The sequence below is a fragment of the Massilia sp. CT11-108 genome (assembly GCF_047302915.1).
Classification (GTDB): domain Bacteria; phylum Pseudomonadota; class Gammaproteobacteria; order Burkholderiales; family Burkholderiaceae_D; genus Telluria; species Telluria orientalis.
In genome coordinates, this window is the sequence record NZ_JBKYMO010000035.1 from 1 (window position 1) to 22,646 (window position 22,646).

Annotated in this window: 19 protein-coding genes, 1 pseudogene and 1 other annotated feature; of the genes and pseudogenes, 12 read left to right on the forward strand and 8 right to left on the reverse strand. The window is 54.9% G+C overall.

The genetic code is table 11. The features are described from left to right. Both ACEN88_RS05650 and ACEN88_RS05655 read left to right on the forward strand, forming a co-directional pair. Window positions 1-263, forward strand: a 263-nt coding sequence (locus ACEN88_RS05650) for a TolC family protein (RefSeq protein WP_413337804.1), incomplete at its 5' end; no start/stop codon positions are given. 229 nt (window positions 264-492) lie between these two features. Then, complete coding sequence (locus ACEN88_RS05655) at window positions 493-990, forward strand: DNA-deoxyinosine glycosylase (RefSeq protein ID WP_413337805.1); 498 nt, start codon at window positions 493-495, stop codon at window positions 988-990. Window positions 991-1,416: 426 nt separating this feature from the next. On the opposite strand, the gene ACEN88_RS05660 is transcribed toward ACEN88_RS05655, so the two are convergent. Continuing rightward, on the reverse strand, window positions 1,417-2,475 hold the full coding sequence (locus ACEN88_RS05660; protein WP_413337806.1) for an alpha/beta fold hydrolase: 1,059 nt from the start codon (window positions 2,473-2,475) through the stop codon (window positions 1,417-1,419). Between the two features lie 222 nt (window positions 2,476-2,697). Here ACEN88_RS05660 and ACEN88_RS05665 point away from each other — a divergent pair. Then, window positions 2,698-3,927, forward strand: a pseudogene (locus ACEN88_RS05665) (IS3 family transposase). Beyond that, window positions 2,979-3,095, forward strand: a sequence feature (AL1L pseudoknot). Its footprint overlaps the pseudogene before it by 117 nt. On the opposite strand, the gene ACEN88_RS05670 reads toward ACEN88_RS05665, so the two are convergent. Beyond that, window positions 3,919-4,431: a tyrosine-type recombinase/integrase gene (locus ACEN88_RS05670; protein WP_413337820.1), complete on the reverse strand. Its 513-nt coding sequence runs from the start codon at window positions 4,429-4,431 to the stop codon at window positions 3,919-3,921. The pseudogene ACEN88_RS05665 and the gene ACEN88_RS05670 overlap by 9 nt on opposite strands. Before the next feature lie 267 nt (window positions 4,432-4,698). Between ACEN88_RS05670 and ACEN88_RS05675 the strand changes: the two genes are divergently transcribed. The 3 genes from ACEN88_RS05675 (at window position 4,699) to ACEN88_RS05685 (ending at window position 9,816) form a co-directional block, all read left to right on the forward strand. Further along, window positions 4,699-5,640, forward strand: coding sequence for a DUF1837 domain-containing protein (locus ACEN88_RS05675; protein WP_413337807.1), 942 nt, complete (start codon window positions 4,699-4,701; stop codon window positions 5,638-5,640). A 1-nt stretch (window position 5,641) separates the two neighbouring features. Continuing rightward, complete coding sequence (locus tag ACEN88_RS05680) at window positions 5,642-7,831, forward strand: DEAD/DEAH box helicase (RefSeq protein WP_413337808.1); 2,190 nt, start codon at window positions 5,642-5,644, stop codon at window positions 7,829-7,831. A 341-nt stretch (window positions 7,832-8,172) separates the two neighbouring features. Beyond that, window positions 8,173-9,816 carry an RNA-directed DNA polymerase gene (locus ACEN88_RS05685; RefSeq protein WP_413337809.1) on the forward strand — a complete coding sequence of 548 codons (1,644 nt, stop codon included), beginning with the start codon at window positions 8,173-8,175 and terminating at the stop codon, window positions 9,814-9,816. Between the two features lie 262 nt (window positions 9,817-10,078). Here ACEN88_RS05685 and ACEN88_RS05690 read toward each other — a convergent pair whose 3' ends face one another. Beyond that, window positions 10,079-10,714 carry a lasso peptide biosynthesis protein gene (locus ACEN88_RS05690; RefSeq protein WP_413337810.1) on the reverse strand — a complete coding sequence of 212 codons (636 nt, stop codon included), beginning with the start codon at window positions 10,712-10,714 and terminating at the stop codon, window positions 10,079-10,081. A 414-nt stretch (window positions 10,715-11,128) separates the two neighbouring features. On the opposite strand from ACEN88_RS05690, the gene ACEN88_RS05695 reads away from it, so the two are divergent. The 4 genes from ACEN88_RS05695 to ACEN88_RS05710 all read left to right on the forward strand — a co-directional run bounded on the left by ACEN88_RS05695 (window position 11,129) and on the right by ACEN88_RS05710 (window position 14,908). After that, on the forward strand, window positions 11,129-11,653 hold the full coding sequence (locus ACEN88_RS05695; protein ID WP_413337811.1) for a DNA-deoxyinosine glycosylase: 525 nt from the start codon (window positions 11,129-11,131) through the stop codon (window positions 11,651-11,653). Window positions 11,654-11,848: 195 nt separating this feature from the next. Continuing rightward, on the forward strand, window positions 11,849-13,147 hold the full coding sequence (locus ACEN88_RS05700; protein ID WP_413337812.1) for a hypothetical protein: 1,299 nt from the start codon (window positions 11,849-11,851) through the stop codon (window positions 13,145-13,147). Beyond that, the gene (locus ACEN88_RS05705; RefSeq protein WP_413337813.1) at window positions 13,134-14,309 is read left to right on the forward strand and encodes a hypothetical protein; all 1,176 of its coding nucleotides are present in this window, start codon (window positions 13,134-13,136) and stop codon (window positions 14,307-14,309) included. Before ACEN88_RS05700 ends, ACEN88_RS05705 begins: the two co-directional genes overlap by 14 nt. Window positions 14,310-14,527: 218 nt before the next feature. Beyond that, complete coding sequence (locus ACEN88_RS05710) at window positions 14,528-14,908, forward strand: DNA-deoxyinosine glycosylase (protein WP_413337821.1); 381 nt, start codon at window positions 14,528-14,530, stop codon at window positions 14,906-14,908. A gap of 5 nt (window positions 14,909-14,913) precedes the next feature. Here ACEN88_RS05710 and ACEN88_RS05715 read toward each other — a convergent pair whose 3' ends face one another. Both ACEN88_RS05715 and ACEN88_RS05720 read right to left on the reverse strand, forming a co-directional pair. Beyond that, window positions 14,914-15,399 carry an RICIN domain-containing protein gene (locus ACEN88_RS05715; protein ID WP_413337814.1) on the reverse strand — a complete coding sequence of 162 codons (486 nt, stop codon included), beginning with the start codon at window positions 15,397-15,399 and terminating at the stop codon, window positions 14,914-14,916. A 41-nt stretch (window positions 15,400-15,440) separates the two neighbouring features. Then, window positions 15,441-18,410 (reverse strand): EAL domain-containing protein, encoded by a 2,970-nt coding sequence (locus ACEN88_RS05720; protein WP_413337815.1) that lies wholly within the window; start codon window positions 18,408-18,410, stop codon window positions 15,441-15,443. A 377-nt stretch (window positions 18,411-18,787) separates the two neighbouring features. On the opposite strand from ACEN88_RS05720, the gene infA reads away from it, so the two are divergent. Continuing rightward, window positions 18,788-19,051: a translation initiation factor IF-1 gene (gene infA / locus ACEN88_RS05725; protein ID WP_056124464.1), complete on the forward strand. Its 264-nt coding sequence runs from the start codon at window positions 18,788-18,790 to the stop codon at window positions 19,049-19,051. A 49-nt stretch (window positions 19,052-19,100) separates the two neighbouring features. On the opposite strand, the gene ACEN88_RS05730 is transcribed toward infA, so the two are convergent. Next, window positions 19,101-20,279: a tetratricopeptide repeat protein gene (locus ACEN88_RS05730; protein WP_413337816.1), complete on the reverse strand. Its 1,179-nt coding sequence runs from the start codon at window positions 20,277-20,279 to the stop codon at window positions 19,101-19,103. A gap of 82 nt (window positions 20,280-20,361) precedes the next feature. After that, entirely contained in the window at window positions 20,362-21,234 is an 873-nt protein-coding gene (locus tag ACEN88_RS05735) for an HDOD domain-containing protein (protein WP_413337817.1), read from the reverse strand. 150 nt (window positions 21,235-21,384) lie between these two features. Here ACEN88_RS05735 and ACEN88_RS05740 point away from each other — a divergent pair, with 150 nt between their 5' ends. Then, window positions 21,385-21,954: a DNA-3-methyladenine glycosylase gene (locus ACEN88_RS05740; protein ID WP_413337818.1), complete on the forward strand. Its 570-nt coding sequence runs from the start codon at window positions 21,385-21,387 to the stop codon at window positions 21,952-21,954. 4 nt (window positions 21,955-21,958) lie between these two features. Here ACEN88_RS05740 and ACEN88_RS05745 read toward each other — a convergent pair. Continuing rightward, the coding region (locus ACEN88_RS05745; RefSeq protein WP_413337819.1) for a methyl-accepting chemotaxis protein at window positions 21,959-22,646 on the reverse strand (688 nt) is incomplete at its 5' end.

Sequence of the window (22,646 nt, forward strand, 5' to 3'; positions counted from 1 at the left end):
TCCTGGCGGGGCAGAGCGCCGAGATCGAGGCGGGCGTGGTCTCCGCCCGCCGCTCGGCCGACCTGGCGCAGAAGCTGTACGACGCGGGCCGCGGCAGCTACCTCGAACTGCTGGACGCGCAGCGCAACCTGGCGATCGTCGAGCGCAATGCCGTGCAGCTGCGCGGCGACCGTGCGATCACCACCGTGGCGCTGATCCGCGCGCTGGGTGGCGGCTGGGATGCCGCTGCCCGCGCGGACGATACCGCGCAGGCGCGCAACTGAAGACGAAGTCCCTGGCCTTACTGTGATTCCGGTAATGCCCTTTGCGGCGGTACGTGCGAGCGTATCGCCGCTTTTTTCGTGTTTAAGATCCGTCGTTCCCGGACTAGGCGTCCCCCTTGGCGGGAACCCATGCGAGTGCCCGAAGTAGAATCAGCATGGATTCCCGTGTGCACGGGAATGACGTGTTCATGTACCGTCATAGCGCCAGACTGCGCGCTACAATGTTTTCATGTCTGCACCTATCGACTCCGCCCAACTCGCCGGCCTCGCCCCCGTCATCGCCCCCGACACGCGCATCCTCGTCCTGGGCAGCTTCCCGGGCGCCGCATCGCTCGCGGCGCAGCAGTACTATGCCCACCCGCGTAACGCGCTGTGGCCGATCCTGTCCGCGCTCACCCATGAAGACCTGGGCGGCCTGCCTTACGCCGACCGGTTGCCGCGCCTGCTGGCGCACGGCATCGGCCTGTGGGACGTGCTCGCCGCCTGCGAGCGCGCGGGCAGCCTCGATGCGAATATCCGCAAGCCGGCGGCCAACGATTTCGCACGCCTGCGCCGGCTCTGCCCGCTTCTGGAAACGGTCGGCTTCAACGGGCAGGCGTCGGGCCGGTTCGCGCCGCAGTTTGCCGCCGCCGGTTACCGCACCCTGGTGCTGCCGTCGACCTCGCCGGCGCACGCGGCGCTGTCGTTTGCCCAGAAGTTGGTCATCTGGCACAGCTTAATCAACTAAGAAATTCGCACCATCCGTGGAGACTTGCTAATTGGCCTTACGGTCATGGAGCGCTCCAAGTGGAAGTCGCTGCCGAAGACCGTGCTTGGGGACGACAGCAGGAAAAGCTGGAACACCAGAGCAGCGTCAGCAGCATTCACAGTCGCTACCTGTCAAGACCCGGCTGGTTATACATACGCTTCCTGAACAATTCAGGGCGTTTTTTATGCCAATCCTTGAGAGCACTGCGGTGGTGAGCCAATATTCAAGAAGAAACGGTCGATTCAAAATTGCGTGTATTAGTTGCCTCTCGGAAGAAGGCGCCTTTAAGCGCCCTGCCTTGAGAGAATATAGCCTTGATTTCCAGAAAATTGAAAAGTAAAAATTGACGTTTAGAGTAAAGCGAGATTTCATAATGAAGTCGCTGCCTCCTGATGAAATGATCTATTATTCAGTTATCGTGTTTCGGTTGGCGGTCGAATAAAGTGACGCGCAATTTTCCCAATCTATTTCTTTGGCGACTGATTCCGGCACATTCTCTACAAAAAACCTCCGTGCCTGCTCGTCATCTCCAACAGTCATTGCTATTACTGTAAGAGCTCTGGTCATTTCATAGATTCCGTGTTCTTGGACTGGTGGAAGTGACCGAAGTTTGTAATCAAACAGGTTGTAGTTGCCCAGCTCAATCGGGCCCTCTAGACGCATTCTCAAATACGGGCCAAAAAGCACGTCCAAGACTTCACCTCGTTCATACAAAATCGTCTTTTTGTTTAATTTTGAATATCGATCTGCTGCAAAAAACGCACGCGGCGATGGATTGAATGCGACGGCCTCAACGTTCTGGAATCTCGCTGCCATGTTTAGGGCGATGGCCCCACCGAGTGAATGCCCAACGACGACAATTGGAATCGAAGGGTAGTTGTTGCGGATGTCGTATAAGTGATCGAATGCCTGCTTGAATTGCAGTGGCTCTGAGATGGCGAAGTTCGTCTTCCAATCCTTGAGCGAATAAAAATCAGTGCCGCGATAAACTACGGTAGCCTTCTTGCTAGACCCCCAATCTTTCGCATCTAGATACACGTCTACGTCGAGGCCGCTTTCACTAGATAGACGTGAGACCAATGTCCAACCAGGGACGGCGAAGGTTGGTTTGGTTTGGGGAGTCTTATAAACATTGTTTGCCATCGCAGCGTGTTCGAAATGGCTTCGCGCTAGTTCCACACGATCCTTAATACACTGATCATCACTGCATTCCTTGTTCCTAAGGGTCGAATAAAAGTGCCCGTTTTTGTAGCTGTCTGTGCACGCCATGTGGAATAGGCCATCTTTGTACGAGTCAGAGTAGGGCTTCGACAGTTTGTGTGAACTAACTGCGAAGTTACCATCGACAGGTTTGAGCGGCGGCTGTGTGCAGCCGGCTAGCATCAATCCGCATAACGAAACAAGTAAGCGATACATCTCATCCCCTTTTTCTTCTTTTGTAAGATGAACAACGGTATCACTCAATTTGCCCTAGATTCTCTCATATTGTCACGATGTGTTGCGCAAGCAACGCGAGTCAGCAAACGCCATAAGCGAATGGATGACTCGCGACGACGTCCGATGCAGGAACTTCGTCCCATGTCGAAGGCCCCGGTTATACACAACTTCCTTGCCCGTTACCTTGACGGCCGTAATTTGAACCGCACCGGATTTGCTGGAGGCTCCAACTCTTGAGAGAATGGACCCATGAACAAAAAACCAAGCAAATTTTCGCCCGAGGTCCGTGAACGCGCAGTCCGCCTGGTAAGGGAGCAGCGAGATGAACATCCATCCCAGTGGGCGGCAGTTGAATCAATTGCAGCGATGATCGGCTGTAGCCCGCAAACGCTGCATGAATGGGTCAAGCGCGACCAGGTTGACCAAGGAGAGCGCTCCGGAGTGACAACAGAGGAACGAGAGCGGCTAAAGGCCCTTGAGCGCGAAAACAAGGAGCTGCGGCGCGCCAACGAAATCCTGAAGCTGGCGAGTGCGTTTTTCGCCCAGGCGGAGCTCGACCGCCGGCTGAAGTCCTGAAGGCGTTTATCGATCAGCATCGCGACACCTTCGGGGTCGAGCCGATCTGCAAGGTCTTGCGGATTGCCCCGTCGGGTTATCGGCGCCATGCCGCACAGCTTCGTGATCCGTTAAAGCTGTGTGCCCGGGCGAAGCGCGATGAGATCCTGTGCCCGGAGATCAGCCGGGTTTGGCAGATCAATATGCAGGTCTGCGGCGCGGCCAAGGTTTGGAAGCAGATGAACAGGGAACGCATCGTCGTCGCCCGCTGCACGGTGGAACGCTTGATGAAGAGACTGGGATTGCAAGGTGCTGTACCCGGCAAGCGAATCCGGACAACGATTCCCGACGTTACCGCACCACATCCGCTGGATCGGGTCAATCGGCAATTCTCTGCTGACCGGCCAAATCAGCTGTGGGTGTCGGACTTCACATACGTCTCGACGTGGCAGGGCTGGGTGTACGTGGCATTTGTAGTGGACGTGTTCGCCCGGCGAATCGTCGGCTGGCGTGTCAGTTCATCGATGACCACTGATTTCATTCTCGATGCGCTTGAACAGACACTGTATACCCGCCAACCCGGTGACAAAGGAACGTTGGTCCATAGTTCCGACAGAGGTTCTCAATATTTAAGCATCCGCTACAGTGAGCGTCTTGCCGAAGCGTGTATCGAACCGTCGGTCGGCAGTCGGGGTGATAGTTATGACAACGCGCTGGCTGAAACGATCAACGGCTTTTACAAGACGGAATTGATTCACCGTCCGACCTGGAAAACTGGGGAATCCGTAGAACTAGCAACCCTGGGTGGCCTGGTTCAACCACCATCGGCTGATGGAACCACTGGGCAATATTCCGCCCGCCGAAGCTGAGGCAAACTACTACAAGCAGCTCAAAATCGCTGCCGATGAAGCCGCATTAACTTAAACCAATCAGCCTCCACGATTCCCGGTGCGGTTCAGCTTTGATATCGGCCCCAGCTTCGATTAGCGACGTCGCGAAGGTTCGGCGTCCCGAGTGGCTCGACGCCTGGTCCAGTCCAGCAGAGATGTACATGCGCTTGAACAGCATCTGCATCGTATTGGGACTGAAAGGCCCGCCTTTCCTCGATTTGAACAGTGGTGCATCAGGGCGGACCACGGCTGCGCCGTTGTCACTTCGTTCACGAAGATACAAAGAGAGCGCTTTGCGAAGCTCCTTATTGGTGAGGTAGATAAGGCGTTGCTTCCGCCCCTTGGTTGTGCTGCGCGTAAGCAGTACTTCATCCTTGATCGTACCGTTCGGTGCCAACACATCCTGAACTTTCAGCAAGCTCATTTCTTTGGCGCGAAGCCCCAACGCGACTGAGAAGTAGAGGAGTGTAACGTTACGATTCGCCTGCTCATGTGTTCTCGCTGTTGCGACAACTTGGCGGAACTCCCGTTCAGACAGGACTGGGCCTTTTTCTCAGAGGTCATAGCTTTCCAATGTGTTAAAAATATTGCTAATATAAATTGCAACACTTTGGGCGTACATTGAATTGATAGATGGTCCTAAGCTATTGATAACATTGGCTTTGTTTTAGAAGAGCAATTTGTAAACATTGAATACTGGTATTTTGTACAGTTATTTCAACAAGCGAGTTTTTCATGTATCGTGGGAAACAATATTGAGCTTTGCAGTATTTTTCTTTATCAGTCCCAAGCTGGGAGACGTGCAGTGAAATCCGGAATTTTTGGTGCGCAATCGGTTATTGAACACCCTCTGTCTTTTGGCAATGCGAGAGGATACTTGGTCGGCTTTGATTTAAACGACGCAGGTGAGAGCTCATATCGGTGGAGCGCATTAATGAAATGTTTGCTCGCCGCAATTCATGAGTTTGCGTTTGGATTTCACGAGGGAACCTCTACTCAAAATACCGAAACCGCATTGAAGGTCGTTGACGCTGCGCGTTCAATCTACAAGATATCCCACTTCGACAGAGTTAGAGAAATTTATGAGAAAGGTGATCATATTGCAGATGATCTTGAAGATAAATTTTTACGTCGTGGAGAATTCGGAGAATTAATTCTTCATTTACTTCTCAGAGAGTTTTTCAACACAATTCCATTGTTGTCAAAAATTTATTTTAAAGATTCGCTTGGTCATGCAGTACATGGCTTCGATTGTGTGCATATCGACCCGGCGAACAAGACCTTGTGGCTAGGAGAATCGAAACTCTATCTCGATCCCAAAAAGGCACTGAAAGAATTAATTACCGATGTTCAGAGCCATTTTCGTGCAGATTATATGGAGGCCGAGTTTTCGCTTATTGCGAAGAAAATCAGACTCTTCGACAACATTCCGTTAATTGACGAATGGAAAAATATTTTTGCTTCTACAACGAAACTAAAGGATAAGTTCGAAAAAATTAATATCCCGCTGCTTTGCACATACTCCTGTGACCTATTCGAAAAACACAATGATGAAACAAGTCCAGAATTCAAGGTTGAGTATGAGAAAAAATTAGTTGAGCTGAAAGCATATTTTGATAATGCCTTTAGTCATCCCTTTGCCGATAGGCTGAACATTGTCGTACTTCTCTTTCCCGTGCCATCAAAGGTCGAATTGGTTAAACGCTTGCACCGTAAGTTAAGTCTTCTGCAAGAAGTTGGGGACTGATATGTTAGACAGAATTTTATCTATCGAAATTTCGAATTCTTTTGATTATTCTTCAACTTTCGAGATTTATCGGGAATGCGCAAATAAGTTTGTGACGCACGAGGCCGAAGGAGTTGAGCTTTTAGTAAATATCCTCCAAGCTAGACACAAATTCGATGAAAAGCTCGATCCGATGCTAGCTGATTTGATTGAGGCGGTGGGTTTTTATCCATATTTGCGTAAGGAAAACTTGGAGTTGCAGTCGACCAGTGCGTTAGTACGCATGAGCTCAAATCATTCACATCACGTCAGTGATCGGGTTTTTCACGATGAACAAAAGCTCGTTTTTGATATTCTGAATGCCGGTAAGAACCTTGTGGTAAGTGCCCCGACCAGCTTCGGAAAAAGTTTGCTCATTGAGGAAATGGTCGCAAGCAAAAACTTTAAGAATATTGTTATTATCCAGCCTACACTAGCCTTGCTGGACGAAACACGGAAGAAATTAGGAAAGTACCGCGATTCATACAAATTAATTCTACGGACATCACAAGAGCCCGATCAAAATCGCGGCAACATATTCTTGCTTACGGCGGAGCGGGTCAATGAATATCGAGATTTCCCCAAAATCGATTTTCTAATCGTTGATGAATTCTACAAGATAAGCGCGAAAAGAGATGATGAGCGAGCTGATGCTCTCAATAACGCTGTGTTGTACCTACTCAAGACCTTTGAGCCGCAATTTTATCTCGCCGGTCCTAATGTTGATAAGGTTTCGCAAGAATTTCTTGAAAGGTATAACGCCGAATTTTTTCTTGCTAGTTATACGTTGGTCGGGACCAAGATTGAAAATGTTTACGAGAGGCATCCGAACAAATTTGGCGACCTTGGGAAAAAGAAAACGTACAAAGAAAATGTATTGTTTGAACTTCTCGATGATTTATCCGAGGAACAGACTCTTGTTTATTGCGCTTCACCAAGCCGCGCACGATCGCTGGCTCGATCTTATCTCGTGCACCTTAAAGGTAGGGGTCTAAAGGCGCGCAATAACAAGTTGCCTATTTATGACTGGATATCCGAGAACGTTTCACCGCTATGGAGCCTTATTGAACTAATTGAGTATGGTATTGGTTTCCATGACGGTGCTTTGCAGCGGCATATCACTACTACGATAATTGACTACTTTGACGTTTGTCGTATAAGCGTGTTGTTTTGCACTTCGACAATTATTGAGGGAGTAAACACAAACGCAAAAAATATAGTTTATTTTGATCAGCGTAAAGGAAAAGAATTACCCATCGACTATTTCGACTATGCAAATATTCGCGGACGTGCCGGAAGGTTAATGGAGCATTATATTGGTCGAGTTTTTAACTTCGGAGCACCACCTGAAAAAGATATAATTTATATCGACGTGCCATTTGTTGATCAGGCACCAATTTCCGATGAGGTTTTGATTAATCTCGAGAATAACGAAATTAAGGATGACTCTACAGAGCAGTACAAATACATCAGCCAATTTAGTAGTTCTGAGCGAGAATTATTTGCCGCAAATGCAATATGTGTTCGCGGTCAAGTAGACTTGTTGCAAAGCGTTCGTGAAAATATTCGTGCCAATCGAGAGCTTCTATGTTGGGATGGTACGCCAACATATGAGCAACTTGAATATACGCTTGGCCTCGCTTGGGACTGTTTGCTACAGGATGTGGAATCAGTCAAGCCTATGACCAAAAAATGGATTATCAAACTTACTTTTGACTACGGGCTCAATAAAAGCATTAATGCGATTGTGAAAGATCGATTCGATTATGCTAGAAGGGATCCAAAAAAGGCGAAGAAAAGTGATGCTATACTTATGGATGACGCTATCCGGGATTCATTTCAAATAATGAGGCACTGGTTTCAATATAAAATTCCGAAGTGGTTATTGGTTGTTGACAGAATACAGCGCTTTGTTTGCGCCGAGATAGGCCAAAGGCCAGGAAATTATGTTTACTACGCCACGCTATTAGAAAATGATTTTATTAGAGAAAATTTATCGATTTTATCTGAATTTGGCATACCTCGTTCTGCTATCGTTAAATTAGAAAAGTATATTAGGCCCGACCTAAGTCAAGATGAGGTTATCTCATCCATCTCTGCACGCCGCCTATATCGAGCTCCGCAGCTCACGGACTATGAGCGTGAGAAAATCGAGTTAGCTATTGTTAAGTAAATGAATCATCTAAAAGGTTGTTGCGAGCATGGTGTGCTTAAATTCATTTGCTTCATGAATTTCTAAATATGCGGCGATGACATCGCCGTGAGATACAAGTCGTTTGCAATGACACCTAACATGTTCGTGATATGGTTGAGTGGCATCTGTCAAAGTAACAGCAGTGGTTGTAAGTGTGGCTTATGAATGGATTAGCACGCGGAACAGAGAAATGGTAGAGATTGATCGCGCTAAATTGTATTGGCTTGTTAGCGCAAGATGATAGACTACTTGTTTAATGATTTACTCCAGGTAATCAAGAATTTCGTATAATCGTCAACATATCGTTTGAGTGAGAAAATATGGCGCAAGTAAAACCGGGTCAGCCATTTGGTCTCGATCCTGAAATTATAAAAAAAATCGATTGGGATTTGGCGTTGCAACGTGTTCGTCACGATCTTCGTTCAGATTTTTTTTACGCTCCTCATCTTAGCTTTATATATGCTAAAGCAGGCGATGAAATTATTCGCCAAGTTAAAAAAGATTTGGAAGACGGAAAATTTAATCCTGGCGTTCCTATGACAATAGAGGTCCCTAAAACTTATCGTATGCCGGTTGGCGTTGGGGCAAAGCGTCTTGGGCCAAATTATTCTCGCCCCGGCAGCATACTTATGCCTAAAGATCGGCTTCTTTATCAGGCGCTGGCTGATGAGGCAGCTCCGATAATCGAGAGCGAAACCGACCATGAACGGTCTTTTAGTCATAAGCCAGCAAAGCCTGCAAGCGGAAATATGTTTGTCGCTACGCGAACTTCATGGAACGCTTTACAAAAGGCAAATGCAAAATTTGCACAGGAGAAGTCAGTAAAATATGTAGTGCGTATTGATATTGCCAATTTCTTTGGTTCTCTAAATCAACATACTTTGGTAAACGTACTTGCTGACGCAGGGTATCCTTCTGCGCTTTCCTCAAGATTGGAAAATCTACTGGCTGGATATGCGGGAGAGCGTAGTTCCCGAGGAATTCTTCAGGGCATGTATCCATCAGATTTACTAGGTAATTTTTATCTTGCGCCTATTGATCAGTTCTTGAAAGAGAAGAAGATAATTTCTACCCGATACGTTGACGATATGTATATATTCATCGACAGTGTAGACTCCGCAGATAGTTTAATGCAGGAACTTATACCGGAGTTAAGAAGTTATGATCTTGGCTTAAATGAGGCAAAGTGCAAGATCTTGCCAGCGAGTGCACTTATTACAGAAGAACCTGATCTTGAGGCTTTGTTCGAGGCTGCTGTTGCGGAAGTCTCTGAGCAGCTGTCCGATGAGGATTTTGACGTCGATTATGGATTTCAGGCGGAATGGGAAGATTCCGATGATGAAGATTCAGAAGTTGACGAGGAGATTGATCTTGAATTGGCGGCGACACGAATCCTCTTTGAATCTATTCCTCAGTATCCGGGTTATGAAGAAAATATTGAAAGATTTTGTCTTCCTTTATTTGCAATGTCAGACTCGGACCATGCAGTCTCACATGTAATTGATGCATTTAGAAAGCGTGCTTCAATGTCGCAAATATACTCTGCCTATCTTGCTGAGTTTATTGATAACGAAGAGGTTGCAGAGTTTATGGTGAAATCTTTAGAAGATGCATCTCTAATGGACTGGCAAAAGGTCTGGATTATTGCAGCACTTATGCAAAGAGGAGATGGGCTATCGGATGCCGTCAAAGCTTCGTTAGATCTTCTGCGCGATGCGACGCGTCACGAAGCACTTCGTGCTGTAGCTGCCGTATACGTTGGTCGCTATGGAGATCATTCACGGCGGAAGACGCTTAGAACTCTTTACAACTCAGTGTCCCCTTACATACAGTGCGCTATATATTACTCGTCTCGAAATTGGCAGGGGGCAGAGAGGTCTACAGCCAAAGCAAGTTGGGGGACGCATAACCCGCTAAATCAACTTCTGACCATTGCGATGGAGAATAAGCCAAAGAAAGTATAGGTTCAATGCTGATGCGTAATTTACAGGAGAGCATTTTTGCTTTATAAGCTGCTAATGGATGCCGATTCGCCTACGGCATCCAATTCGCAATTTATTTTACGTGACCAATAAGAGATCAGTTGGGGCAAATTTCGACATTGTACATTTCACTACCCTATGGGAGGAATGCAAAGCGCGCTGGCCGGAGCGCGCCCGAAGACTGTGAACGCTTCATTGTGAAAAAAGATTGACCCTTTTGTTGAAGGTTTTCTTGCGGGCCGTTTTACAACGGCCTTTCAGGCGTTTGAATTCTTACTGATCGCAAGTGATCGCTATATTTTGTCGCTAAACTGGAGGCACGAACAGAGATTCCGAGCTCGATCAACAAATTGGCAGTGATCTCCCAGAGATGCTCGTTTCCTCCAGGCAGACGAGTAAACTCCCCGAGCGGCACACCATACACTGCAAGTGCAAAATCTGTGAAGCCCTTACCGTCATCGTAGGCGTAGTCGAGTTCCATTTGATTGTTGTAACCTAAGTCAATCGACCCGAACACTGGGAAACTGCAGAGACCTCCATCAATCCTTGGCAAGCTTATAGCCGCGTCGATAACCTTTCCGTCTACCTCGACCCACGAATGGTCTAAATAAGGACCGTTGGGCACCTTCACTTGGCCTACGCAGAGTTCGGAAGCTTGCCCAAGCTCGGCAAGCATTATGTACATGATAGCGGAAGTATCATGACAAGCGCCTAGATAAGGCTTCTCCCAAACATCCCTTAGCACCACCTCGAAAACACGGTAAGCAAGCCCGTCTTTTCCGCACTCGTTGCGATGAGTAAATGCACTTGCTAACCAAAGGTGCAGCTGAGATTGTCCCCAGGAAAGTACACCGTCAAGATTATCTTCAGTAAGTGTCATGAATGGTCAGATCGTAATGAACAGGGGGAGTAGTGTAACCCAAGGAAAAACACTGGTGGTAACGCCGTTTGGCCTTCAAAAGAGCACTAAGGGTACAGACGTTGAAGAGCTGAGCGCAGGTCGTCAGAATTGATTAATCGCCAACAAAGTCAGTTGCTTGCTCATCTATATGCCCTCAGCCATAGTGCTTTTTCAGGGGTTGCTTGCTTTTTAGGCCATCTCGACCGACGCACGACAAATTGATGACATTCATGCACGCACCATATCACTAGCTGTTAAACAAGAGTCCAATCATTCGAGGTGGCAACATACGGAGAAATGTTTATAAAAAACCATTGTTGTAATGGATATTCGATGGATTGGTGTCAAATTAACCAAAACATCATGGTTGGCGCGCTTAGTAAAATCTAGTTCATGAATCCATCAGGCCGCAGTCCGGACATACGTAAACGCTGTTTTGCACCGGTGAATAATAAGCGGACGCGCTTGCTGATATCGGGAACCTTGCCGGGCGATAAGTCGCTGACTGTCCAGGAATACTATGGAAACCGCGAGAACAAGTTCTGGGACATGGTGGGCACGGTCATCGGTGCCGACTTGCGCGGCATGGCTTACGACGCTCGCCTGGCTACCTTGCTGTCGCATGGAATCGGCTTGTGGGACATCGTAACTGAAGCTCACCGGCAAGGGAGCCTGGATAGCAATATCAAAGAACGTAACGACAACGATTTGCTGGGATTACTTAAGCGTTATCCCGGCATCAAGGCATTGGAATTCAGCGGCGGAACAGCTGGGGAATTAGGCATGAAGGTGCTGGGTGCGAGAGCATCAGCTTACCAAGTCGTAAAGCTACCTTCGAGTAGCCCGGCATATACGTTGTCATATGTAGAAAAGGCAATGCGGTGGCAGGCCATGCAGTCAATCGTGGCCGACACGTAGTTGGTCGTCAAGCTGCGCTAATTTATACAGACCGGCGGGGATGTACACAGTGAAATTGTAACGATTAGTGGTTACAATTTTATGCTCGATTATCTGTGTGTGATATTTTGCGTATCTTTCTCACTGGTAAGAATGCTATCCTTCAGCAATTGGCTGAGTTCTGCCAGTAGTTGTGAATTTAAAAGAGGAATTTTAATGGATCAGGAAGCTATCGGACGGAGGGCTCAAGACGTGCAGTCTGGCCTTCGAGACGTGTCAGATTTGCGCGTGTCAGCCACCATACCGATCACGCGACAGATCGGCATGGCTGCTCAACTCGCTGTTCACATCCGTGGTCTGGACTCCATCGAGAACATCGTCGGATTCCACGGCTTTTGCAGCAATCTCGGAATCTCGTCTGATTCGCTGCCTACTGTGCTGGGCACACTGGAGCAGATTGGTTGGATACGCGTTGTTCCAAATATCTATGCGCCGACCCGAATTGAGGAGACCATCCCGTATTTTCAGGAAGTCTACGGCGCGCTTGGCGAGCAGTGGTCATTGCGCAGACCCGGTGAACTAGAGCAAGCGACGATGGCCATTATCGATCGCCTCACCGTAGCGCCGGTGCCGCTCGAAACATTGGCGTCCGAACTGGGTCTGAAGGCGGCTGAAATCCAAACGGTCGTGGACATCGGCGACCTCGGCGGCTACCTGCGCCAGTACGACTCGCCCAAGGACCGGGTGCCGATTCTGTACGCGCCTCTATTCACCGAAGAGAACCCGGAGACTCTGCTTAATTTTATTGCAAAAAACCCAGGCACGCACCATGAGATCGAGGCAGTCTTTCGAGCGGCAAAGTCACATCCTGGTGCGCCGATCAGCACGCTGGAACAAACCAATCCCTTGGTTCTCGAATTGGTCAACGAGAACATCTTGCGCGCACCTGCCATCGTCTCATCGGGTGGAGCGCAGTCGTTTGCATTCGCACCATTCAAGACGACCCATCCTCGTGCTATCTTGGAAAAGGCGCGGATTATCCTATCGTGCGTTCGCTATGGTGAAGGTTATTCTTCTATCACCAAAATTTCGGACCCGAGTGCGATCCTCAGAGGACTGAGAGACAGGAAGATGATCGGCCGCACACCCCATTCAAATATCCAATCTCAATATGCGGCTGCGGCAAACATGGGGGTGGGGTGGATTGAGCCTGAAAACGGGCGCTTCCGGTTCCGTCTCTATGACACCGAGGACAACTTGGCTGCGGTAGATCTAGCTATTGCCATGTGCTCGGGCCAGAGCGAGGATGTGTCGTCGTCACTGCTGCTTCCAGCTGAGGTGAAAGGATATTTCTCCAGTTCTGAGCCTGGCGGATTGCTCCTCCCCGAAGCAAACAGAAAGCGCGCTCGCGATGTGATTGCCACGCGCAAATTGGATCCCAAAACCAGCACCGCTGCCCGGCTCGGTCGCGCGCTGCTCGACGACTTGCGAGGAATTCATCGTGTCATCAAGTGATCAAGATCATTCCTATAAGTTGTTGGGCAAGCGCATGGCGTGGGCCTTGGGCTATATACCATTTCTCAATGTCCCCGTGACTCTTCCTGCGGATACAAATTCACGGGCCGGTACGGACTTAACTGATGCAGACGTGTTCGGTTTCCGTTTCAGTGCCAGCGGTGGAGTGTCGCGACTCTTGATCGATTGTAAGACTGCCAGCGGTCGCGCAGTTGATCGTGTGTTGTGGGTCAGGGGGTTACAGGATGTGCTTCACCTTGAGGAGCTCTATCTCTTCAAGAAGAAGATTCCTGAAAGTGCACGGTGGCTGGCGCGTGAACTAAACGTGAATTGCATCGACGATACCGAATTGCATGAGCTCGATGCTCGACTCGGATTAAGTCGCTTGAAGGGACCATATTTTGATGGAGTTGGTTACGACAGTATCGACACGCTGCTCACGTTTCCCAAGGGTAGCGAATACCGCGCTTTGGCGCAGTTTCTCACCACAACTCTTTGGACGCTGAAGCCTGCGCACAGGGTGTTAACCTTGTTGAACCTTGGGCAGCAAAATCATTTACACCGAAAGCTTCGGCCGGACGACCGGGCTCACGTTGGTCTTATCCTTCTTGCAACTCGCTCTCTTGCGATCAGTCTAGGTTTGCTGATAAGTGAGTTGAACGTGCTAGACGTGCTCAAAATCGAAGACCGGCTCCGTGAGGAGCTTCATGGAGGGGCAGAGTCTCTGGCGCAAAAAGTACGTTTTGCAGATGCCATCTACCGACTAACCGGTGAAGTAGATTCAGAACAAGCCATCGATCACAAGGGGTTCCCACTACTTCTTGAGGAGGTCAACCGACTTTTAATCAGGCGCTATGCCCTGAACGATGCCATTCGGATCACCGATTTGGCATTACATTACTTTGCTGCGGGTGCGGGATCCTTACCTCGCCATTTGAGCGGGAGTGACTCTAATCTCTCAGCGAAGATGGCATCTGACATGCTTGCTCTGTTCGTGAAGAGCAACTCGCTCGACACCAGCTTTTCTCGGGCTATCATCGGATTACTGGCGACTGCGCCAGAAGCCGCTGCTGATTCTGCTGATGAACGGCGCACGGAAAGCAAAGACATCGGAGGGCAGATTCCATTGCTAGCACCGCTGCCGCCGTTGGAAGGGAATTAACCTCGTGGCTGAACCCATGAGGAAATAATTCGAGCGCAGTAGGTCAATCATCAAGCGCCGATTTTCGATAATCGATCTTGGCTGATGGTACCGATATTCCAGTACGTTCAAGTTCATTTTTTAGCAGCATGGCCATGCGGAAGTCGAGACGGAAATATCACTTTTGAGTGAATTCATACAATAAGCGAAGAAGTGAATGATATCCGCGCAGGTGTCAAATTAACCAAAATATCAACCAGTTCTGGAAACTGGTCGGCACGCTGGTCGGCGAGGACCTCTATTCACTGCCTTATGCGGACCGCCTGCCGCGCCTCCTCGCGCATCGCTTCGGCCTGTGGGACGTATTGGCCGCGTGCGAGCGCGAAGGCAGTCTCGATTCCGCGATCCGCAGTCCGGCGGCCAATGACTTCGAACGCCTGCACCGGTTGTGTCCAGAGCTGGAAACGGTCGGGTTCAATGGGCAGACGTCGGGCGAGTTCGCGCCGCAGTTCGCGGCGCGGGGCTATCGGGCCGTCGTGCTGCCGTCATCGTCGCCGGCGCACATGGCGCTGACGTTCGAGCAGAAGCTGGCAAGCTGGAGGCGGTTGCTTGGCGATTAAACCCGTCAGCGAGAACCGCGCCTGCTCCAGTACTGGCCCGAATAATTGCCGCATGCTGCAAGGTGCACGCGGCCGCTGCCGTCGTTGACGATGTCCAGGCATTTGCCCAGGCCCGTGAACTGGTTCCACAAACGCACGCCCGGTCCTGGGCCGGTCTGGTCCATGTGCCACTGCTGGCCCGTCACGTTGGCGCAGGATGCCATGCGCACTTGGTCGTTGTTGCCGTCGTTGACCACGTCCAGGCACATGTCCGCGCCGGTAAAGCGCGTCCGCAGGCGCACGAAGCTGTTCTCGGCGTCGGGCGCAATCTCCCACATCTGGCCCGAATAGCGGCCGCAGCGCGCCATGCGCAACTGATCATGGTCGCCCGCGTTGACGATATCGAGGCAGTTGGTGCGCCCGGTAAAGTCGGTGTGCAGGGTCACGGTGGACGGGGTGGCGCTGGCGGCTTGGGAAACGGCAGCGAACAGGAGGGGGAGCAGTCGTCGCATTGTCTTCTCTTGAGTGAATAAATCGGTTGGCGCGGAGGGCGCTATGCCTCCGCCGCGACCAGCGCGGCCAGCACCTGCGCCTCGAATTCGCGTACCGGCAGCGGCCTGCCGAACAAATAGCCCTGGAAGGAATGGCATCCGTGCGCGACGAGAAAATCGCGTTGCGCGGCCGTCTCCACGCCTTCGGCGATCACGTCCAGACCCAGGCCCCGCCCCATGGCGATGATCGTCTGGGCCACCATCGCGTCGCGCTGGCTGGCCGGCAGCTCGTCGACGAACGACTTGTCGATCTTGAGCTGCGTGAGCGGCAGCTTGGTCAGGTAGTTGAGCGAGGAATTGCCGGTGCCGAAGTCGTCGAGCGAGATGCTGAAGCCGTTGACCCGGAGGACGTGCAGCTTGCGGATCGACGCGTCGAGGTCGCCGAACGCGAGGCTTTCCGTGACCTCGAGCTTCAGCTTGTCCACGGGCGCCCCCGTACGCCTGACTTCGGCCAGGATGTCGTCGACGAAGCTGGCGGATTCGAACTGGCGCGCACTGATGTTCACGGCAAGGGTCAGGCCACGCATGGCCTCGTGATGCGCCCATGCGGCGAGCTGACGGCAGGCCGTGGCGAGCACCCAGCGTCCGATCGGTTCGATCAGTCCGGTCTCCTCGGCCAGAGGAATGAACGCGGCGGGAGAAAGGGCGCCGCGTTCGGGGTGCGTCCAGCGCAGCAGCGCCTCGGCCCCGATCGGACGTCCGCAGGCATCGACCTGGACCTGGTAATGCAGCGTCAGCGCGTCGTCGCGGATGGCGTCGCGCAACGCTTTCTCGAGCCAGTTGCGGCCGTCGAGCTCGGCCTGCATCTCGTCCTCGAAGGCGCGCACCGTATTCCGTCCGCTCTGCTTGCTCTTGTACAGGGCCAGCTCGGCCTGGCACAGCAAGGCATCGGGGCTGTCCGCGCCGTCGCGAAACAACGTGACGCCCAGCGAGCCGGTGCAGGTCAGCCGGTGGCCGTCGAGCATCATCGGCTCGGCGATCGCCGTCCTGATGGCGTCGGCGGCGAGCAGGGCGCGGGCCGCCGCCGTATTCCGGTCCGTGCCGAGGCGTTCGGTCAGCAGCACGAAGCTGTCGCCGCTGAACCGGCCCAGCGTATCGTCGTCGCGCATGATCGAACGGATGCGGCGCGCCACTTCCACGAGCAGCCGGTCGCCCACGGCATGTCCAAGGGAGTCGTTCAGCTTCTGGAAGTGGTCGAGGTTCACCATCATGACGGCGCCGAACTCCCGGGCGCTGCCGGCACCGGCCATGGCCTGGGCCATGCGGTCTGCGAGCAGGAAGCGGTTCGGCAGGTCGGTCAGGTGATCGAACGACTTGAGGCGCTCGGCAAGGGCATGGGCCTGTTTTTCCGCCGTGATGTCCTGCAGGTTGCCGACATAATGGATCGTCCGGCCCTGCGCGTCCGGTACCGCCGTGATCGAGAGCCGCGCCGTGTACGGGCTGCCGTCGCGATGCCGGTTGATCACCTCGCCGGTCCAGTACCCGGTCGCCGTCAGCGTCGACCACATGGCGTGGTAAAAACCGTCCTCGTGCAATCCGGAGCGCAGGAGCCGCGGACTCTGGCCGATGGCTTCCAGGGCTGCGTAGCCGCTGATGCGGGTGAAAGCGGCGTTGACGCGCTCGATGTGTCCCTGGGCATCGGTGATCAGCATGCCATCCTGGCTTTCGAAGGCGACCGAGGCGACGCGCAGTTCGCGTTCGGCGCGGCGGCGTTCGGTGATGTCGCGCGCGACGGCAAGGACACCCGCGGTCTCGCCGTCGTCCGCCCGGATCGGCACCTTGATCACTTCCAGGTCGCGCAGGGTGCCGTCCGGCGCGGCGATCGCTTCCTCGTACCTGTGCGGCTGGCCCGTGCGCAGGACCTGCTCGTCGCTTTCCTTGCTGAACGCGGCGAACGCCTTGTCCGCGAACAGGTCGTCGTCGGTGCGCCCGATGATCCTGTCCTCCGGCAGGCCGAGCAGGGACTGGGCGCCGGCATTGCAGTGGACGTAGACGTTGTTCCTGTCTTTCAGCGCCATGGCATCGGGGCTGTTTTCGACCAGCGTGCGGAGCTGGGCTTGCTCGACCATGAGCGCGCGGGCGGTCCGCTGGATCTCGGCGGTGCGCGCATGGACGGCGCGGCGCAGGAACCGGATCCACAGCAGGGTGGCGGCCAGCGCCGAGAGCGCGCCGAGGATCACGAACGCGAGGATGCGCAGGTAGGGCCGGAACTGTATCGGCTGGTTGAACCACTTGTGCCGCAGCGCTTCGCGCTCCGCCGGCGTGATGCGCGCCATGCCTTGCTCGACGAGATCGAAGGTCGCCTTGTCGCCCTTGGCGACGGCCCAGCGAAACTGCCCCGAATACAACGTAAAGGTTTTGGCGAACTTCTTCTGGTCGCGGTAGAGATAGAGATAGTAGTTCGCCGGACTGTCGTCCATGCAAAAGATCTTGATGTCGCCGGCGCGGACGGCATCCAGGATGGCGACGTAGCCGGGGTAGGCGACCTGGTTCGTGATGCCTTGCCTGGCCAACTGTTCGGCGCAGGCATCGCCGCGCTGCACGCCGACCAGGAAGCCGTTCAGCGACTGGACGTCATGGATGCCTGAAATCGACGGATCGACATAGATGCCGACCGTCTGCGTGTCGTACGGCCGGGAGAAATCGTAGAACGCATCGCGCCCCGGCGTCCGGAAAATCATGTCGATCACGTCGGCCCGGCGGTCCTGCATCGTCTGGAGTGCGTTGCTCCACTGCATGGGCTGGAGGTCGACGTGGACGCCTGTCTTTTGTTCCCACAGGTGCCAGAGGTCGACGATATATCCCTCGGGGCGCCCGTTCGTGTCCAGGAAAAGATAAGGGGGATAGTTGTTGTCGGTAACGACGTGCAGGGGCCTGGCATCGGCGTGCAACGCGTATGCCAGCAGCGCGCAAACCAGCACGAGCTGGCGGCGCAAGACGCTTCCCGGCGAGATGGAAGCCATCAAGCCCATTGAGTTCCCTCCGCACGCTGTGCCTCGGCTGCGTGCCGGTGCCGGCCCTGGCAGCACGGCGGTTATCTGTCTTGTGTGGGTCGAGGCTTTATATGCTGACCTGTTTTTTTGATTAAAAGCTTAACATGGATATTGGGAAACTTTACAAGATTATGGCTTCGTGGCAACAAAAGCTGGAAGTGCCCTTTTTTTTCGCAGCAATGTCCCCATATCGGTCCCATCCCCATTCACGGCGCCACGACACACCCAGGCGCCGCTTTTTCCCGACCCCAGCAGGCAATGCGTGACCAGCGTCCCGAGGATGACGCTGCGATAGCTATTTCGCTATCCCGGGCGCATGCCAGACGAAGGGGCGGGATCACATTGAAAGGAAACCCATGAAAGAAGATCTGATCGAAATGAATGGCAAGGTTACCGAAGTGCTGCCGGAGATGCGTTTCCGCGTGGACCTCGAGAACGGTCACCAGCTGGTCGCGTACACGTCCGGCCGGATGAAGAAGAACCACATCCGCATCATCGCCGGCGACCGCGTCACGCTGGAGATGTCGCCGTATGACCTGAACAAGGGGCGCATCGTGTTCCGCCATCTCGAAACCCGCGGCACCCCCGCGCCGTCGGCCGCGCGCCAGCGCCGCCGTTGAGCGGCGGGCGATAGCAACACAACGGCCGCCGACGCGGCCGTATTTCGTTCTAGTAGATGCGGACGCTGTTCGCGCTCTGGCGTTTCAGGTGCGCCAGCTTGGCGGAGTACAGCTGGCGATTATCCGACTTCGTGCTCGTGTCGATCGCCAGCGCGAGCTGTTCGCGCGCTTCTTTTGCCTCGCCCAGCTGCAGCAGCGTCACCGCCAGCCAGAAGTGGAACTCGTCGTAGTAGGGCGCGCGTTTGATTTCGCGTTCGAACAGTTTGCGCGCGGCGTCGTAGTCGCCCGCCTTGAGCGCGACCATGCCCTTGTCGAAGTACTGGAACGGCGGGACCGGCTCGATGCTGGCCACGCGCCGCGCCATCTCGGCCGCTTCGGCCGTGCGGCCCGTCGCGGCCAGCAGGGGACCCAGGTTCTGCATCACGACGAGGCTTTCCGGTTCGCGTTCGAGGGCCGTGCGCAAGGCCCGTTCGGCCATGACGAGGTCGCCGTGGCGCTGGTAGATGACGCCCAGCGTGTTGTAGGCGATCGCGTTCGGCGGATTGGTCGCCACCGCGGCGCGTGCCCACCAGTAGGCGTCGTCGATCTTGCCCTGCACGAGCGACTCGGCGGCGCGGTTGTTGAGGTACAGCGCGACGATGTCTTCTTCTTCCAGCTGGCGCGTATGGAAGCGGCTCGCGTCCGGCGGCGGCAGGAAGTCGACGACCAGTTCGTGCTCCGACGTTTCGTCGTACAGCAGGCCGTTGCGCTTGCGGTGGCCGAGCGCGATGTTGACGTGCGACGCCACGAGATAGATGCCGCCGTCGCGGCTCCAGGTCTCGTCCGCGAGCACGCTGCGGAAGCGCACCGTCATGCCCAGTTCGCGCGCGAAGGCGGCCGTCATGACGACGAGCGACAGGCAGTTGCCGGCGCGCGCCTCGTACGTTTCGGCCGCCGTGCGGGTGCGGCTGGAATCGTACTCGAGCTTCAGGTCGGTCTTGCTGTACAGCGCGTCGATCAGGCCACGTTCCAGCCCCTTGTTGCGCAGATGCGCTTCGAAGGCGGGACTGTGCAGGTAGGCCTGCATGGCGGGGCTCAGCGTGAACAGGTTGTGTGCGCCGATGGTCTCGGACGGCGGCTTGAACGACGCGTCGGCGAACAGCGGCGGCGGGGCGGATAGTTGCGGTGTGCTGGCGCAGCCGCCCAGCAGCAGGGGTAATACGATCAGCAGGGACGCCAGGCGTTTCATGTCTCCTCCTCGGCCGGCGGTTCGTCGATTCTAGGTCTTGTGAATCAAGTATCTGCCCGTCCGGGGCGGAAGTAAAGACGCGCTACTGGTCGTCGTGGAAGGCTTCGTGCAGTTCGTCGAGCAGCTCGGCCGTTTCCTCGTCGGAGAGGCCCAGGTAGGCGAGCGCGCGCGCGCCGCCCTTGTTCCATTCGAGCGATTCGGCGTCGCCCTGGTATTTGCGGATCGCGCTTTCGGCCAGCAGCGACAGCGCGACGAGCGAACGCACCGTCGACGTCGTGTTGGCGTCGTCCAGCACCGCGTAATCGTGGTGGTGCAGGATGGACCACGCGACGTCTTCCGACAGGCCCCAGTTGCGCGCCAGCAGGGTGCCGATGGCCGTGTGGCTCGTGTTGTGGCGCTCTTCTTCCAGCGCCGTGAACGGACGGTCCGTCTCCAGCGACGCCGCGGCGTACGTGCCGGCGTAGTCGGGGAAGCGGTCCATCAGCAGCGGCACGCCGGTATCGCAGAACAGGCCGAACGTGTGCGCCACGTCGGCCTCGCCGATGCGCAGGCGGCGCGACAGGAACACCATCGCCTCGGCGCGGCGGCTCGACACTTCCCAGAAGCTGGCCAGCGCCGCGCTGTTGGCCGGGATCGCCCGGCGCGCGAGCAGGCCCGTCATCAGCGACGCGACCTGGTTAATGCCGAGGAACAGGATTGCCTGCTCGATCGACTTGGCCTTGCGCCGGCCCCCGAAGATGGATGAATTGGCAAGTTTCAGCAGCGCGCCCGACATGCCGACGTCGTTGGCGACGATGCGGCCGATGGCGGCCGGGCTCGGATCGGACGACGCGAGCTCCCGTTGCAGGTCGGCGAGCAGGCTGGGACGCGGCGGGATCCGGATCGACTTGATCAGGGCGTCGACGGGATCCTCGGCGAAGGCGCTTGGGCGCGCCAGGGCAGCTGCTGTACTCATGACGGGAAGGGAACAAAATGATGCTGCACGGAAATCCATGCGGAGTTTGTCACTATAAACCAGTGTCGTTGAAGTTGCAGCAAAGTATTGCTTTTGTGTAGCGAAACCGACAGTGCGACCTGTCAAATCTTAACAATATAGAATTGCTCCATGTCCTCAACCATCCTTGCCGACATTGATTTTCTAGCACCCTCGCATCTGGTGGCGCGCCAGCTGATCGGCGTCACGGTGCTCGTCGACGGCGTCGGCGGCCGCATCGTCGAGACGGAGGCCTATGACGGCGAAGATCCCGCCTCGCACAGCTATTCCGGCCCCACCGACCGCAACTTCGCGATGTTCGGCCCGCCGGCCCACGCCTATGTCTACCGCTCGTACGGCATCCACTGGTGCCTGAACTTCGTCTGCCGGGAAGAGGGGCATGGTGCCGGGGTGCTGATCCGCGCGCTCGAACCCGTGACGGGCATCGAGACGATGGTCGAGCGGCGCGGCACGCGCGACCACTGGCTGTTGTGTTCCGGGCCTGGCAAGCTGTGCCAGGCACTGGGCGTGACGCGCGACCTGAACGGCCGCTCGCTGGCCGCGGCGCCGTTCGAACTGGCGCCGGCACCCGCCGGCATCGACGTGGTCAGTGGGCCGCGCATCGGGATTTCGAAAGCCGTCGACGTGCCCTGGCGGTTCGGCCTGGCCGGGTCGCGCTGGGTCAGCAAGCCGTTCCGCTGAACGGTCAGCGGCCGTTGGCGGCCCGCCTCGGTCGTGGCGCTTCTTCCTCGTCCTGCGTCGCATGATGCGCGAGCGCGGGCCGGACGCGCATCGGACTGTCGGCGGCACGCCGTTCGATCGGGGCTGGTGCATCGTCCTGAGCATCCTCGATGCGGAAGATTGCCACGGCGCGTGCCAGGTTGACGGTCTGCTCGTGCAGGCTGGCCGCCGCCGCCGCGGCCTGTTCGACGAGCGCGGCGTTCTGCTGCGTCATGTCGTCCATCTGGCCGACGGCGAGATTGACTTCGGCGATGCCCTCGGCCTGCTCGCTGCTGGCGGCGCTGATGCGGTTGATGATGTCGTTCACCTGCTGCACCGACGCGACCACGCTGCCCATGCTCGAGCCCGCCTCGTTGACGGAAGCGCTGCCGTTGTCGATGATCGCCACCGAATCGGCGATCAGCGCCTTGATCTCCTTGGCGGCCGATGCGGAGCGCTGCGCGAGCGTGCGCACCTCGCTGGCCACGACGGCGAAGCCGCGTCCCTGTTCGCCGGCGCGCGCCGCTTCGACGGCGGCGTTCAGCGCGAGCAGATTGGTCTGGAACGAGATGCCGTCGATGACGCCGGTGATCTCGACGATCTTGCGCGAGCTGGCGCGGATCGACTCCATCGTGGCGACGGCGCGGTCGACGGCCTGGCCGCCGCCACGATGG

Excerpts from the sequence above, each read along its gene's own strand:
- ACEN88_RS05655 (WP_413337805.1), top strand. The coding sequence starts at position 493 with ATGTCTGCACCTATCGACTCCGCCCAACTCGCCGGCCTCGCCCCCGTC.
- ACEN88_RS05680 (WP_413337808.1), top strand. The coding sequence starts at position 5,642 with ATGTTAGACAGAATTTTATCTATCGAAATTTCGAATTCTTTTGATTAT.
- ACEN88_RS05685 (WP_413337809.1), top strand. The coding sequence starts at position 8,173 with ATGGCGCAAGTAAAACCGGGTCAGCCATTTGGTCTCGATCCTGAAATT.
- ACEN88_RS05690 (WP_413337810.1), bottom strand. The coding sequence starts at position 10,714 with ATGACACTTACTGAAGATAATCTTGACGGTGTACTTTCCTGGGGACAA.
- ACEN88_RS05695 (WP_413337811.1), top strand. The coding sequence starts at position 11,129 with ATGAATCCATCAGGCCGCAGTCCGGACATACGTAAACGCTGTTTTGCA.
- ACEN88_RS05700 (WP_413337812.1), top strand. The coding sequence starts at position 11,849 with ATGGATCAGGAAGCTATCGGACGGAGGGCTCAAGACGTGCAGTCTGGC.
- ACEN88_RS05715 (WP_413337814.1), bottom strand. The coding sequence starts at position 15,399 with ATGCGACGACTGCTCCCCCTCCTGTTCGCTGCCGTTTCCCAAGCCGCC.
- ACEN88_RS05720 (WP_413337815.1), bottom strand. The coding sequence starts at position 18,410 with ATGGGCTTGATGGCTTCCATCTCGCCGGGAAGCGTCTTGCGCCGCCAG.
- infA (WP_056124464.1), top strand. The coding sequence starts at position 18,788 with ATGAAAGAAGATCTGATCGAAATGAATGGCAAGGTTACCGAAGTGCTG.
- ACEN88_RS05730 (WP_413337816.1), bottom strand. The coding sequence starts at position 20,279 with ATGAAACGCCTGGCGTCCCTGCTGATCGTATTACCCCTGCTGCTGGGC.
- ACEN88_RS05735 (WP_413337817.1), bottom strand. The coding sequence starts at position 21,234 with ATGAGTACAGCAGCTGCCCTGGCGCGCCCAAGCGCCTTCGCCGAGGAT.
- ACEN88_RS05740 (WP_413337818.1), top strand. The coding sequence starts at position 21,385 with ATGTCCTCAACCATCCTTGCCGACATTGATTTTCTAGCACCCTCGCAT.